This is a genomic window from Plantibacter sp. VKM Ac-2880 (assembly GCF_015351235.1).
Taxonomy (GTDB): domain Bacteria; phylum Actinomycetota; class Actinomycetes; order Actinomycetales; family Microbacteriaceae; genus Plantibacter.
Map to the genome: position 1 here is coordinate 2379597 of NZ_JADKSJ010000001.1, position 13256 is coordinate 2392852.

General features: G+C 66.8%; 14 protein-coding genes. 5 read left to right on the top strand and 9 right to left on the bottom strand.

Going from position 1 to position 13256, the window contains the following annotated elements; all coding sequences use genetic code 11:
- Positions 1-163: 163 nt before the first annotated feature.
- Complete coding sequence (locus tag ITJ57_RS11425; RefSeq protein ID WP_194670092.1) at positions 164-742, top strand: TetR/AcrR family transcriptional regulator; 579 nt, start codon at positions 164-166, stop codon at positions 740-742.
- A gap of 22 nt (positions 743-764) precedes the next feature.
- Here the strand turns inward: ITJ57_RS11425 and ITJ57_RS11430 are convergent, their stop codons facing one another.
- From ITJ57_RS11430 to trpD, 5 genes are all read right to left on the bottom strand, one after another.
- On the bottom strand, positions 765-989 hold the full coding sequence (locus tag ITJ57_RS11430) for a hypothetical protein (protein ID WP_194670093.1): 225 nt from the start codon (positions 987-989) through the stop codon (positions 765-767).
- Positions 990-1079: 90 nt separating this feature from the next.
- Positions 1080-1787, bottom strand: a complete 708-nt coding sequence (gene dhaM / locus ITJ57_RS11435) for a dihydroxyacetone kinase phosphoryl donor subunit DhaM (RefSeq protein ID WP_194670094.1) — start codon at positions 1785-1787, stop codon at positions 1080-1082.
- Positions 1784-2428, bottom strand: a complete 645-nt coding sequence (gene dhaL / locus ITJ57_RS11440) for a dihydroxyacetone kinase subunit DhaL (protein ID WP_194670095.1) — start codon at positions 2426-2428, stop codon at positions 1784-1786. Before dhaL ends, dhaM begins: the two co-directional genes overlap by 4 nt.
- A 4-nt stretch (positions 2429-2432) precedes the next feature.
- Positions 2433-3434 (bottom strand): dihydroxyacetone kinase subunit DhaK, encoded by a 1002-nt coding sequence (dhaK, locus tag ITJ57_RS11445; RefSeq protein WP_194670096.1) that lies wholly within the window; start codon positions 3432-3434, stop codon positions 2433-2435.
- 118 nt (positions 3435-3552) lie between these two features.
- Entirely contained in the window at positions 3553-4614 is a 1062-nt protein-coding gene (gene trpD / locus ITJ57_RS11450; protein ID WP_194670097.1) for an anthranilate phosphoribosyltransferase, read from the bottom strand.
- A gap of 143 nt (positions 4615-4757) precedes the next feature.
- On the opposite strand from trpD, the gene ITJ57_RS11455 reads away from it, so the two are divergent.
- The 4 genes from ITJ57_RS11455 to ITJ57_RS11470 are packed head-to-tail and all read left to right on the top strand — an operon-like array spanning position 4758 to position 9042.
- A complete protein-coding gene (locus ITJ57_RS11455; RefSeq protein WP_194670098.1) occupies positions 4758-5426 on the top strand; it encodes a heme-copper oxidase subunit III in 669 nt (222 codons plus the stop codon).
- Positions 5427-5444: 18 nt separating this feature from the next.
- Positions 5445-6290 carry a cytochrome c gene (locus tag ITJ57_RS11460; RefSeq protein WP_194670099.1) on the top strand — a complete coding sequence of 282 codons (846 nt, stop codon included), beginning with the start codon at positions 5445-5447 and terminating at the stop codon, positions 6288-6290.
- 35 nt (positions 6291-6325) lie between these two features.
- Positions 6326-7411, top strand: a complete 1086-nt coding sequence (locus ITJ57_RS11465) for a ubiquinol-cytochrome c reductase iron-sulfur subunit (RefSeq protein ID WP_056005489.1) — start codon at positions 6326-6328, stop codon at positions 7409-7411.
- On the top strand, positions 7408-9042 hold the full coding sequence (locus ITJ57_RS11470; protein ID WP_194670100.1) for a ubiquinol-cytochrome c reductase cytochrome b subunit: 1635 nt from the start codon (positions 7408-7410) through the stop codon (positions 9040-9042). The genes ITJ57_RS11465 and ITJ57_RS11470 overlap by 4 nt, the downstream gene beginning before the upstream one ends.
- Before the next feature lie 685 nt (positions 9043-9727).
- Here ITJ57_RS11470 and ITJ57_RS11475 read toward each other — a convergent pair.
- From ITJ57_RS11475 to coxB, 4 genes are read right to left on the bottom strand one after another with little or no spacing between them, the layout of a single operon-like run.
- On the bottom strand, positions 9728-10180 hold the full coding sequence (locus ITJ57_RS11475; protein ID WP_194670101.1) for a GNAT family N-acetyltransferase: 453 nt from the start codon (positions 10178-10180) through the stop codon (positions 9728-9730).
- Positions 10180-10602, bottom strand: a complete 423-nt coding sequence (locus ITJ57_RS11480; RefSeq protein WP_194670102.1) for a cytochrome c oxidase subunit 4 — start codon at positions 10600-10602, stop codon at positions 10180-10182. The genes ITJ57_RS11475 and ITJ57_RS11480 overlap by 1 nt, the downstream gene beginning before the upstream one ends.
- Before the next feature lie 5 nt (positions 10603-10607).
- Positions 10608-12335 (bottom strand): cytochrome c oxidase subunit I, encoded by a 1728-nt coding sequence (gene ctaD, locus ITJ57_RS11485; protein WP_194670103.1) that lies wholly within the window; start codon positions 12333-12335, stop codon positions 10608-10610.
- Positions 12332-13234 carry a cytochrome c oxidase subunit II gene (gene coxB / locus ITJ57_RS11490; protein ID WP_194670104.1) on the bottom strand — a complete coding sequence of 301 codons (903 nt, stop codon included), beginning with the start codon at positions 13232-13234 and terminating at the stop codon, positions 12332-12334. The genes ctaD and coxB overlap by 4 nt, the downstream gene beginning before the upstream one ends.
- Positions 13235-13256 lie beyond the last annotated feature (22 nt).

The following is a 13256-nucleotide window of genomic DNA, read 5'->3' on the forward strand; positions in this document are numbered from 1 at the left end:
GCTGATCGAGGACCCCTCCCTGTCCACAGCTTCCTCGGCGCCGGCGGAGGTGAGCGAGCCGTCCCGGCACGCCCGCTCCCACACGGGAATCACCGCTTCACCAGGCTAGAATTCCTAGAGCACTCACTCTAGAGCGCACGCTCCATCAATCAAGGAGGCGCTCATGCCCCGAGTCGTGGACCAGCAGCGCTTCACTGAACGGCAGACCGTGATCCTCGCTGCGGCGTACCGGTGCTTTGCCGCACAGGGGTTCGACGGCACGTCGACGGCCGACATCTGCCGAGCAGCTCGCGTCTCCTCCGGAACCCTGTTCCACTATTTCCCAACGAAGATCGACATCCTGCTCACCCTGCTCCGAGCGAGTGCCGCATGGACCGAGGAACACCTCCACCGCGCCGCGCGCACCGGCCGCGGGAAGGCGGCCCTCGCAAACTACCTCGCAGCTCTCGATCGCGAGCACGACGCCGACCGGCAGGCCGGCTTCGCCCGAGCGGCCCACGGTGCCACGCACCTCCCCGAGGTGAGAGCCGTCCTCGTCGAGGAGGCGGAGCTCGTCGACCGGTTCCTGCTCGAGCACATCACCGAAGCGGTGCGCACGCGAGCTGCGCGCACGGATGTCCCACCGGAGCACCTCGCCCGATGGACTCGGTGGATCATCGACGGCGAGGCGGTCGACGACGACGAGCAGCGAACCGTCGGCCGCCTGAGCGCCGCCGTCCGGTCACTCCTCGACCTGGGGTGAACCGATCCGGCCCCTTGCGTCGTCAGGCGGGCGGAGCCTTGCGGTCCGGGTCCTCTTCCCACAGGGGCATCCCGAACTCATTGACCGGGATGGAGGACTCCGCTGGATCCGGCAGTCGATCCTGCGCCGGGCAGGTCATGAAGTGATCGTGCTCTGAGGACCGATCGAAGGTGTGCTCGGAAAGCGGGTGGCCGCAGACCGTGCAGTGGCGGTCATCGGTGTCCGACGTCTTCGTCTGTTCATCCATGCGGGCGATGCTACGCCGCCACTCCCCGACCGCCCACCCACTTGCGTCGGCGCACGCAAGGTGCTCCGCCCGCCGCCCGTGGACCCGACCTCAGGCCTCGCCGAAGCCGGACTCGATGAGCGAGGTGAGCGCCTGGACGGCTTCGTCGGCATCGACCCCATCGGCCTGGAGGTGCACCTCGGCCCCCTTCACGAGGCCGAGTGACATGATCCCGAGCAGACTCTTCGCGTCCTTGCCGTTGACGACGACGTTCGCCGCGAACCTGCTGGCGGACCGCACGAACTCCGCGGCGGGTCTGGCGTGCAGACCGTCCTTGTTGCGCAGGGTGACCGTCGCTGCGGCGTGGGTCGTGTCCGTCTGCCCGGCCGTCGCCGATCCGGTCTCCGTCGTCGGGGCGTCGACGTCCGGTCGGCCGGCAGCGGACTGGGCGGCTGCGACGACCTCGTCGAGCGGCCGACCGGTCTGGGCGGCGACGGCCGCGGCGACGCCGCCCTCCACGAGCGGGGCGTCCACGATGCGGACTCGCGCGCGCACAGCGTCGTCGAGGAAGTCGAGCGCGGTCTCGGCCGTCAGGATCGCCGAGCCGAGATCGCACAGGACCACGACGCCGGCTCCGGCATCCACGGCGGCGATCCCGGCGGAGACCAGCGCGAAGCTGGTACCGATCCCACCGTCATCGGTGCCACCCGCCGCGGCCAGAGCGGCGTCGGGGGCCATCTGGCGGGCAACGTCGACGAGTCCCTCAGCGATCAGCGCGCTGTGGGAGACGAAGACGAGTCCGACGGGTCCGCCGCTCATGCAGCCTCCCCCGATGCCGCCGCCGACGCCGCACCGAGCAGGTACGCGGTCGATTGCGCGCCCGGATCACGATGGCCGATCGCACGCTCACCGAGGTAACTTGCGCGCCCCTTCCGCGCCACGAGCGGTTCGGTCGAGACGGCTCCGGCCTCGGCAGCCGCAGCGGCCGCGGCGAGGACCCCGCCCGGGGTCTCCCCCGCGGCAGCGGCAACCGCGGCAGCGTCGACGGCCGGTGTCCAGGCGTCGACCATGGTCTTGTCGCCGACCGTCGCCTTGCCTCGGAGCACGATCCCGTCGCGTGCCGCCGTCAGCAGCGCGACGACGGCGTCCGTATCCAACTCGGCCTTCCCCGCCACGGCGATCGACGCCTTCAGCAGTGCAGTGCCGTACAGGGGTCCGCTGGCGCCCCCGACGGTGGAGATGAGCGTCGTCGCCGCGAGCTTCAAGATGTCCGACGGCGTCGCGTCGGTCGACTGCCCGTCAAGTTTCCCGAGGATCGCCGAGAACCCCCGGTCGAGGTTCTCACCGTGGTCACCGTCCCCGATGTCGCGGTCGAGCATGATCAGCTCGACGCGGCGCTCCGCGATCACCGCAGCACTCCCCCGCATCCAGGCGACCGCCCAGGCTCCGTCCAGTCCCATCCGTCTACCGTCCCCACCGGAGCGCGGCGGTCTGCACCGGCGCGTCCCACAATTCGGTCAATTCGTCGTCGAGTTTCAGGAGGGTGATCGACACCCCTTGCATCTCGAGGCTCGTCGTGTAGTTGCCGACCAGGGATCGTGCGACCTCGATCCCCCGCTCACCGAGGGCTTCGGCGACGCGGCGGTACACGATGAAGAGTTCGAGCTGCGGCGTTCCGCCCATCCCGTTCACGAGGACGAGAGCCCGCTCCCCTGGCGCGTACGGCAGGTCCTCGAGGATGGCACCGAGCAACCGGTCGACGATGCGGTCAGCCGGCTCCAACGGGATGCGTTCGCGGCCCGGCTCGCCGTGGATGCCGATACCGATCTCGATCTCGTCGTCGGCGAGGGTGAAGCTGGGCTCCCCGGCATGTGGAACGACACAGGGGGTGAGGGCGACACCCATCGTGCGGGTCCGTGCGTTGACCTTGAGGGCGACGTCGGCGACCTCGTCGAGCCCTCCCCCGGCCTCCGCCCGGGCACCCGCGATCTTCTCCACGAGGACGGTCCCGGCGACGCCCCGCCGTCCGGCGGTGTAGAGGGAGTCCTTGACGGCGACGTCGTCGTCGATGACCACCGATCGGACCTCGATCCCCTCGGCCAGCGCGAGGTCGGCCGCGGTCTCGAAGTTGAGGACGTCGCCGGTGTAGTTCTTGACGATGTGGAGCACCCCGGCGCCGCCGTCCACGGCTTTGGTCGCGGCGACGATCGGGTCGGGCGTCGGCGAGGTGAAGACCGGTCCGGGCACCGCCGCATCGAGCATGCCGAACCCGACGAATCCACCGTGGAGGGGCTCATGTCCGCTGCCACCGCCGCTCACGATCCCGACCTTCCCGGCGACGGGTGCGTCCGCACGCGTGATGAAGACGGGGTCGAGGGACACGGAGACGAGATCGGCGTGCGCGGCTCCGAATCCGGCCACCGCCTCAGCGACGACGTCCTTCGGATCATTGATGAGCTTCTTCATTGAATCCTCCTGCAAGATCGGTTCGGGACCGCCGGCCGGGTGCGCCGGCATCGGGTCTCAACCTACGCGCTGGGCCGCGCCGCCGGTAGGGTCCGGTCGAGCATGGAGACGACGTCGATCAGCGCGAACCGAGCGCGCGGGTCGCCTCGACCCAGGCGTCGAGTCTGGCCGTCGCCGCGCCGGAGTCGATCACGCCCGCCGCGGACAGCAACGCGGCGGCGAACCGGTCGAGGATCGGCCGTTGGGCCTGCGTCGGATCCTCCGAGAGTTCGAACGCCACGATCCCCGCGGCCGCGTTCAACAGCACGATGTCGCGGACCGGGCCATCCTCGCCGGCGAGGGTCGCGCGGACGACGTCGGCGTTGTGCTGCGCGTCGCCGCCGATCAGGTCGTCGATCGCGGCGCGGCGGATACCCAGCTCGCGCGGATCGAGGTCGTGTTCGGTGACGGCACCCCGGGTGACCTCCCACAGGTGACTGTGTCCCGTGGTGGTGAGTTCGTCGAGGCCGTCGTCGCCACGGAAGACGAGCGCGGTGGCCCCCCGTGTCTGGAACACCCCGACGAACAGTGGGATCCGGTCAGCATGCGCCACGCCGACGGCGGAGGCCTCCGGCCGAGCAGGGTTCACGAGCGGGCCGAGGAAGTTGAAGACGGTGGGAACGCCGAGCTCGGCACGCACCGCGCCGGCGTGCCGGAAGCCCGGGTGGAACGCGGCGGCGTAGGCGAAGGTGATCCCCGTGGACGCGAGCACCTCCCCCACCAGGTCCGTCGGCAACGCGAGGTCGACGCCAAGGGCCGACAACACGTCGCTCGAGCCGGAGGCCGAACTCGCGGCGCGGTTGCCGTGCTTGATGACGGGGATGCCGGTCGCCGCAGCGACGATCGAGGCCGTGGTGGAGATGTTCACCGTCCCGAAACGGTCGCCTCCGGTGCCGACGATGTCGAGCGCACGGGACGGCGCGACGAGCGGCATCGCGTGGTCGAGGATCGCGTCACGGAATCCGACGATCTCGTCGACCGTCTCCCCCTTCCGCCGGAGCGCGATGAGGAACCCGGCGAGCTGGGCGTCGGTGACCTGCCCCGTCATGATGCGTTCCATGGCCCACGTGGACTCCGAGACGCTGAGATCGGTTCCGGCGAGCAGGTCGCCGATGAGCGTCGGCCAGGTCGTGAGAGGCATGACGACGATCTTACAAGCGCGACCCGCCGTGGCCCGGGGCGATCCACCCGGCGAGGATCACATGAATTCCGCAGCAGAACCGAAGATCCCGGTCAGGAAATAAGGATAGCCTTACTGCTCCGCAGGCCATCGTCGCCCCCGAAATGCGAAAAACCGCTCGCGCTATCGGCCATAATGGAGGGGTGACGAGCACCTCAATCAACCTTGCGCCGAGCGCGCCCCGGATCAACCGACCGAACACGGTCGCCGTTGGAACGATCGTCTGGCTGGGCAGCGAGGTCATGTTCTTCGCTGGCCTCTTCGCGATCTACTTCACGCTGCGATCGATGGCTCCCGAGCTGTGGGCGGCCGAAGCCGGCCGCTTGAACGTCCCGTACTCGACGATCAACACGATCATCCTCGTGTCGTCGTCGTTCACGTGCCAGTTCGGCGTCTTCGCAGCGGAGCGCATGCAGCCCCGCATGACTGGCTGGAGCCCACGCAAGTGGGGCATGGTCGAGTGGTTCTTCCTCACCTACGCCCTGGGCGCCGTCTTCGTCGCCGGCCAGGTGCTCGAGTACGCCACGCTCGTCAGCGAGGGCATCTCCCTCAGCTCGAACGCGTACGGCTCGGCGTTCTACCTCACCACCGGCTTCCACGGCCTGCACGTGACCGGCGGTCTGATCGCCTTCCTCCTCGTGATCGGTCGCGCCTACGCGGTCAAGCGATTCGGCCACAAGGAGGCGACGAGCGCCATCGTCGTCTCGTACTACTGGCACTTCGTCGACGTCGTGTGGATCGGCCTCTACTTCGTCATCTACATCCTGCGCTAACCCGGAATGACTGACTCCATGAAGACTGACCCCACCCAGCAGACGGCCACCACGTCGTCCAAGAAGAGCGCTCGCGCGAACCGCAAGAGCGGTCGACGCAGCCCGTTCGCCTCGGCGGCACTCCTCGCGATCGGCCTGCTCGTCACCGGCGGAGCGTACGCGGCCGTCAGCGTCAGCACGGCCAGCGCCGAGCCCGTCGCCGCCGCGAAGTCGCAGGCCTCGGTCGACGAGGGCGAGAAGCTGTTCTCGGCCAACTGCGCCACCTGCCACGGACTCGACATGCAGGGCACGACCGCCGGACCGAGCCTGCTCGGCGTCGGCGCGGCCGCCGTCGACTTCCAGGTCGGCACGGGACGCATGCCGCTGCAGAACCAGGGCCCGCAGGCTCCCGAGAAGCCCGTGCAGTTCACCGAGGAGCAGATCTCCTCGCTGGCCGCGTACGTCGCCTCGGTCGCCCCCGGTCCGGAGATCCCCGACGAGCAGTACCTCGACGCCGCCGGTGACTCTTCGAACGGAGCGCAGCTCTTCCGGATCAACTGCGCCATGTGCCACAACGTCGCTGCAGCCGGTGGCGCCCTGACCGAGGGCAAGTACGCTCCCTCCCTCGTGGGCGTCAGCGAAGCGCACATCTACGAGGCCATGGTCACCGGCCCACAGAACATGCCGGTCTTCAACGACATGAACCTCTCCCCCGAGGACAAGCGCGACATCATCACCGCGCTCAAGTTCATGGAGGCCAACCCGTCACCGGGCGGTAACGACCTCGGCTCGCTCGGCCCCGTCTCCGAGGGCCTGTTCCTCTGGATCTTCGGCCTCGGCTCGATCGTCGCCCTCACCGTCTGGATCACCGCGAAGTCGAACTGACCGACGCGGATCGACAACACGTAAGAAGGAGCACAATGGCTCACGACAACTCGAGCGGTTCGGGTCACCCGACCGCCGACTCGTCTGCCGATCCGTCCGCCCACGGGCAGGAGCTGCAGGTCGCGACCGGTACCGGGGTCATCGCCCGCGATGCCATCGCCGACCCTGGTCTGCCTCCGCACCGGAAGCGCGTCACGGACCTCGACCCCAAGAAGGACAAGCGGGCCGAGCGCGCCGTCTACACCCTCTTCTATCTGTCGATCGCCGGCAGCGTCTGGGCGGTCGCCGCCTACATGGCGTTCCCGATCGAGCCCGAGGACATCGGGTCCGTCCGGTTGAACAACCTCTTCATCGGTCTCGGCATGGCGCTCGCCCTGCTCGCGATCGGTATCGGCGCCGTGCACTGGGGCAAGGCCCTCATGCACGACGAGGAGGGTATCGACTACCGCCACAAGGTCGGCGGCAACCAGGTCAGCCGCGATCGTGCCGTCGAGATCATGCACGAGGCGAACGTCGAGTCCGGCATCGGACGCCGTGCGCTCATCCGCAACAGCCTCATCGGATCGCTCATCGTCTTCCCGCTCCCCGGCATCGCCCTCTTCCGCGGCCTCGCGCCGTACGACGAGGACCCGGTCGAGCTCATGCAGCACACGATGTGGAAGGAAGGGACGCGTCTCGCTCGCGACCCCTCCGGCACGCCGATCAAGGCGTCCGATGTCACCCTCGGAAGCGCCTTCCACGTCATCCCGGAGAACCTCCACGAGGCCGAGCACGTCCTCAACGAGAAGGCCAAGGCGATCGTCCTCCTCATGCGGTTGAAGCCGGAAGACCTCGTCGAGGAGGAGTCCAAGAAGGACTGGTCCTACGACGGCATCGTCGCCTACTCCAAGGTCTGCACCCACGTCGGGTGCCCGGTGGCGCTGTACGAGCAGCAGACGCACCACCTTCTCTGCCCTTGCCACCAGTCGCAGTTCGACGTCACGAACCACTGCGCGGTCATCTTCGGACCGGCCGCCCGGCCGCTCCCGCAGCTGCCGATCACCGTCGACGACGAGGGCTACCTCGTCGCGCGGAGCGACTTCCACGAACCTGTCGGCCCGAGCTTCTGGGAGCGTCATTGAGCACCTCGACCGCAACACGCGCCCCTGAGCAGGCCAAGGCCGCTCCGGCGAAGAGCTCCGGTGGTTTCACCGGCGCTGCAGCGAACTACCTCGAAGAACGGACGTCCATCTCGGTCGCCGTCAAGGAGTTCGGTCGCAAGATCTTCCCCGACCACTGGTCGTTCCTCCTCGGTGAGGTGGCGCTCTACAGCTTCGTCATCATCCTGCTGTCGGGATCGTTCCTCACCTTCTTCTTCCAGGCCTCCATGGCCGAGGTGCACTACGACGGGTCCTTCGTCCCGCTGAAGAACATCGAGATGTCGGTCGCCATGGCGTCGACCCTCGACATCTCGTTCGACATCCGCGGTGGCCTCCTGATGCGTCAGGTGCACCACTGGGCCGCACTGTTGTTCGTCGCGTCCATCGGCCTCCACATGCTCCGGATCTTCTTCACCGGTGCGTTCCGGAAGCCGCGCGAGCTCAACTGGGTGATCGGATTCGTCCTCTTCATCCTGGCGATGGCCGAGGGCTTCACGGGCTACTCGCTCCCCGACGATCTGCTCTCCGGTAACGGCCTGCGGATCATCGACGGCATGGTGAAGGGTCTGCCGATCATCGGCACCTGGACGACCTTCCTGCTCTTCGGCGGCGAGTTCCCGGGCACCGACATCGTCGGCCGGCTGTACACGCTCCACATCCTGCTGCTGCCTGCGCTGGTGCTGCTCTTCATCGCGCTGCACCTCGTGTTCGTCGTCGTGCACAAGCACACGCAGTTCCCGGGCGCCGGTCGCACCGAGCAGAACGTGGTCGGCTTCCCCGTCCTCCCCGTGTACGCCGCGAAGGCTGGTGGCTTCTTCTTCATCGTCTTCGGTGTCGTGATGCTCATCGCGTCGCTGTTCACGATCAACCCGATCTGGAACTACGGCCCGTACGACCCCTCACCGGTCTCCGCTGGTACGCAGCCCGACTGGTACATCGGCTTCGCCGACGGGGCGCTCCGTCTGGTGCCCCCGCACCTCGAGTTCGTCCTCTTGGACCACACGTTCTCGTTCAACATCATCCTTCCCGTCCTCGTTCTGGGCCTGTTCATCGTCACGGTGTTCATCTACCCGTTCGTCGAGGCGTGGATCACCGGTGACAAGCGCGAACACCACATCCTCGACCGCCCGCGCAACGCGCCAACCCGCACCGCCATCGGTGCTGCCGGTGTCACGTTCTACGCCGCCCTGTGGGCAGCCGCGAGCTCGGACATCATCGCGACCCACTTCAAGGTGACGATGGAAGGCGTGATCCACACGCTGCAGGCGATCCTGATCCTCGGACCGTTCATCGCCTACTTCCTCGCCAAGCGGACCTGCCTGGCATTGCAGAAGAAGGACCGCGAGATCCTTCTCCACGGCTACGAGACCGGACGCATCGTCCGCCTCCCCGGTGGCGAGTTCATCGAGGTCCACGAACCGGTGGACGAGTACGAGCGCTGGCGTCTGGCGAGCTACGACGACCACAAGCCGTTGATGATCCGTCCGAACGCGAAGGGCAAGATCACCGGCGTGCAGAAGGCCCGCGCGGCGATGTCGCGGTGGTTCTTCGAGGACCGGATCGCTCCGGTCACGAACACGGAGATCGAACGCTCCCACGGCGACCACCACTAGTCGACGCCTCACGACGAGAGCCCCGCAGTCCACGGACTGCGGGGCTCTTCTCGTTCCCTCGCACGACAGACAGCGTGATGCGCTCGGCCGCCTCCGTGTCTCGCGCCGATCCGAGACGCTCACGGCCCTCACGAAGCCCAGAACAAGCCTGTAGACCGCTCTCATCCACGGCGCTCGTGACAACCGGCGCGGGTGCGGAGCTGTCTCCCCGTGAGAGCTTCACGGGCGGATAGCGCTTCGGGTTCAGGTGGGCCTCGCGCTGGTCGGCGGTGGCCCACTCCCCCAAGCAGGACGGCGATGCGAGCTGCGCTCTGCCTTGCGCCGCGCCCGACACGATCGCTCGTGTGGCCTGCCGTCAGGCGCTCGTCCGCTCTCGCTCCCTGGCCTTGCTAGCTCGCCGACGCCTCGTCCGTGGCCCGGGGTTCGCCAGTCGCAGGCTGCTGCGCACCCGGCGGCCGCAACGCCGCATCGCCTCACTGGCCAGCCACGCCCATATCTCGGCCTGAGTGCGCCCATGACGGGTATCGCTCGTCGGCACCGCGCCCGGACCGGCTGGGAGATCAACGGAGCACGGAGAAGACGGGCCGAACGTCCGTTGGTGCGGCGCACGCGACAATCCCCTCGAGGAGACGCGAAAGAGCCCCCGAGCGGTGTGCTCGAGGGCTCTTCGGTACCGTTTTGACGCTCAGCCGAGCGGGAGGATCTTCTTGTAGAACTCCGCGGTGACGTTGTAACCGAGGCGACGGTAGAAGTCTCCGGCCCGCGACGTCGACATCGTCAGTTGACGAGCGCCGCGTTCGACGGCGTAGTGCTCGTTCGCCTCGACCAGCGCCGAACCGATACCTGCACCACGAGCACTCTCGTCGACGACCAGCTCCTGCAGGTGCGCGGTGAGGCCCGCAGCGTGCAACAGGCGCGACACGGTCATCAACGTGTAGCCGACGACGCGGTCATCCTGATCGATGGCGACATACAGCACGTTCGTCTCGTCCTCGCGGGGACGCATCACGTTGTTGTACGCAGCCATGAAGTCATCCGCGCCCGGTGGGATCGAACCCGTGATGAGCTGGCCGGCCAACGCGAAGACTGCGGACCGGTCGTCGGGCTGGCCACGTCGGATGCTGAACGAGTCGACCATCAGCGGGCGAAGTATCCGCGGTAGTACTCGTAGTTCCAACCGACGACAGCGATGACGACCAGCGGGATACCGATGATCGCGATCCAGAAGCCGACGGCAAGACCCAGCACGAGCAGACCACAGGCGCCGGCGAGGATGATCGGCCACCAGCTCCACGGGCTGAAGTGCCCGATCTCCGGATCGCCGTCATCGATGTTCGCCGTCAGGGTGTCCTCGGGAAGCTCTGCTCCCTGGCTCTTGTGGACGCGGCTGAGGTAGAAGCCGAGGAAGGCGCTCAGGATGGCTGCGAGAGCCAGCGTGACCGTCCCGACCCACTCGACGCGGCCGTGCAGCGGGTCGATGATCGACCACACCGTGTAGACCGCACAGAGGAGCGCACAGAAGACCGTGAGGATCGTGAAGAGGATGATATTGGCGCGCATGGCGGCTACTTCACCTTCCCGGAGTCGACGTCGAGCGTGGGTGTATCAGGCGCGTCCTTCGCAGGACCGACGCCAACCGGGATACCGACCTCGGGGTGGTGGAGGTCGAACGCCGGGCGCTCCGAACGGATGCGCGGGATCGACACGAAGTTGTGGCGCGGGGGCGGCGAGCTGGTCGCCCACTCGAGCGATCCTCCGTAACCCCACGGGTCGTCCTCGGTCACCCGGGGAGCCTTCCGGATCGTGACGTACACGTTCAGGAAGAAGGGCAGCAGGGAGATCGCCAGGATGAACGATCCGACGGTCGACAGCTGGTTCATCCACGTGAAGCCGTCTTCCGGCGAGTACGTCGCGTACCGACGCGGGAACCCGATGACGCCCAACCAGTGCTGGATGAGGAACGTCGTGTGGAAGCCGATGAACAGCAACCAGAAGTGCCAGTAGCCGAGCTTCTCGTTGAGCATCTTGCCGGTCCACTTCGGCCACCAGAAGTAGAAGCCGGCGAACATGGCGAACACGACCGTGCCGAAGACGACGTAGTGGAAGTGCGCGACGACGAAGTAGGAGTCGGAGACGTGGAAGTCGAGTGGCGGCGACGCGAGGATGACACCGGTGAGTCCACCGAAGACGAAGGTGATCAGGAAGCCGATCGACCAGAGCATCGGGGTTTCGAAGGTGACGGAGCCGCGCCACATGGTGCCGAGCCAGTTGAAGATCTTCACACCGGTCGGAACCGCGATGAGCATCGTCATGAGCGCGAAGAACGGCAGCAGCACGGAGCCGGTGACGTACATGTGGTGGGCCCACACCGTCACGGAGAGGGCTGCGATCGCGATCGTCGCGTAGATGAGGGTCTTGTAGCCGAAGATCGGCTTGCGGCTGAACACCGGGAAGATCTCCGACACGATGCCGAAGAACGGCAGCGCGATGATGTAGACCTCAGGGTGACCGAAGAACCAGAACAAGTGCTGCCACAGGATGACGCCACCGTTCGCAGCATCGTAGATGTGGGCGTCGAACACGCGGTCGGCCGCGAGGCCGAAGAGCGCGGCGGCGAGGACCGGGAACGCCATGAGGACGAGAATCGACGTCACGAGCACGTTCCACGTGAAGATCGGCATGCGGAACATCGTCATGCCGGGAGCGCGCATGGTGATGATCGTGGTGATGAAGTTGACACCACCGAGGATGGTTCCGAATCCGCTCAGAGCCAGACCGAGCACCCAGAGATTCCCTCCGAGGCCCGGTGAGAAGGTCGTACTCGACAACGGCGCATACGCGAACCAGCCGAAGGCCGCAGCACCCTGCGGGGTGAGGAAACCACCGACGGCGATGAGGCTACCGAAGGCGTAGAGCCAGAACGCGAAGGCGTTCAGTCGTGGGAAGGCGACGTCCGGTGCACCGATCTGCAGCGGCATGAGCGCGTTCGCGAAGCCGGCGAAGAGCGGCGTCGCGAACATGAGCAGCATGATCGTGCCGTGCATCGTGAACAGCTGGTTGTACTGCTCCTTCGTCTCGACGATCGTTCCGCCGGGCTCGAAGAGCTGCGCACGGATGATGAGCGCCATGACGCCACCGAGGCAGAAGAAGATGAACGAGGCGATCAGGTACATGTACCCGATGGTCTTGTGGTCGGTGGAGGTGATCCACTTGACCAGGATGTTGCCCTTGCGCTCGACCGAGGTGCGTCCGACGACGCTCGCTTGGCCTGCAGGAAGCGTGGTGGAGGTCATTCCCCGTCTCCGTGCTCTTCGAGACCTGCCGGCGCCTTGGTGCCGGGGAGGTTGCTGTTGCGGTCGTATTCGGTGCCGTAGTCGCCGATGTTGCCGGAGTCGGCCAGGTCCTCGAGGTGCTTGTCGTACTCGGCCTGCGAGACGACCTTCACGTTGAAGAGCATGAGCGAGTGGTACTCGCCACAGAGCTCGGCGCACTTGCCGGCGTAGGTTCCCTCACGCTCAGGCGTGAAGGACATGTAGTTGGTCTTCCCCGGGAACATGTCCTTCTTGTAGAGGAAGTCGATGACCCAGAAGGAGTGGATGACGTCGCGCGACTGCAGAGCGATCTTCACCGTCTTGCCGACGGGCAGGTACAGGGTGGGGAGCTCGTCCTGATCGATGACGCCGCCCGGCTTCTCATCGGCCTGCACGCCTGCGGTCCAGACGTCCTGGCCGTTGACGGCCTCGTCGTACACGAAGTCCCAGGCCCACTGCTTGGCGAAGACCTCGATCGCGACGTCGGGATCCTCGTACTGGGTCTCGATCGCGTTCTGGTCGCGTGCCGTGAAGGCGAAGAAGCCGAGGACCAGGATGAGCGGGACGACCGTGTAGAAGATCTCGATCGGCATGTTGTACCGGAGCTGCACGGGGAGGCCCGTCTGGCCCTTGCGGCGGCGGTAGACGATGACGGCCCAGATGATGAGCCCCCACGTCACCACGCCGACGGCCAGCAGCACCAGCCAAGCGGTCACCCACAGGCCCGCGATGCGGTCCGTGTGGTTCGTGACGGGAGATTCGCCCTCGACGAATCCCGGCAGGTAACCATGTAGTTCCGCCTGCGTACAACCCGCCAGGACTATGGCGAGTGTGGCTGCGACCGGAATGGCAGCCCATCTGAGACGACGAGTCGAGCGCACCTCTGAAACCTTTCGAATACAC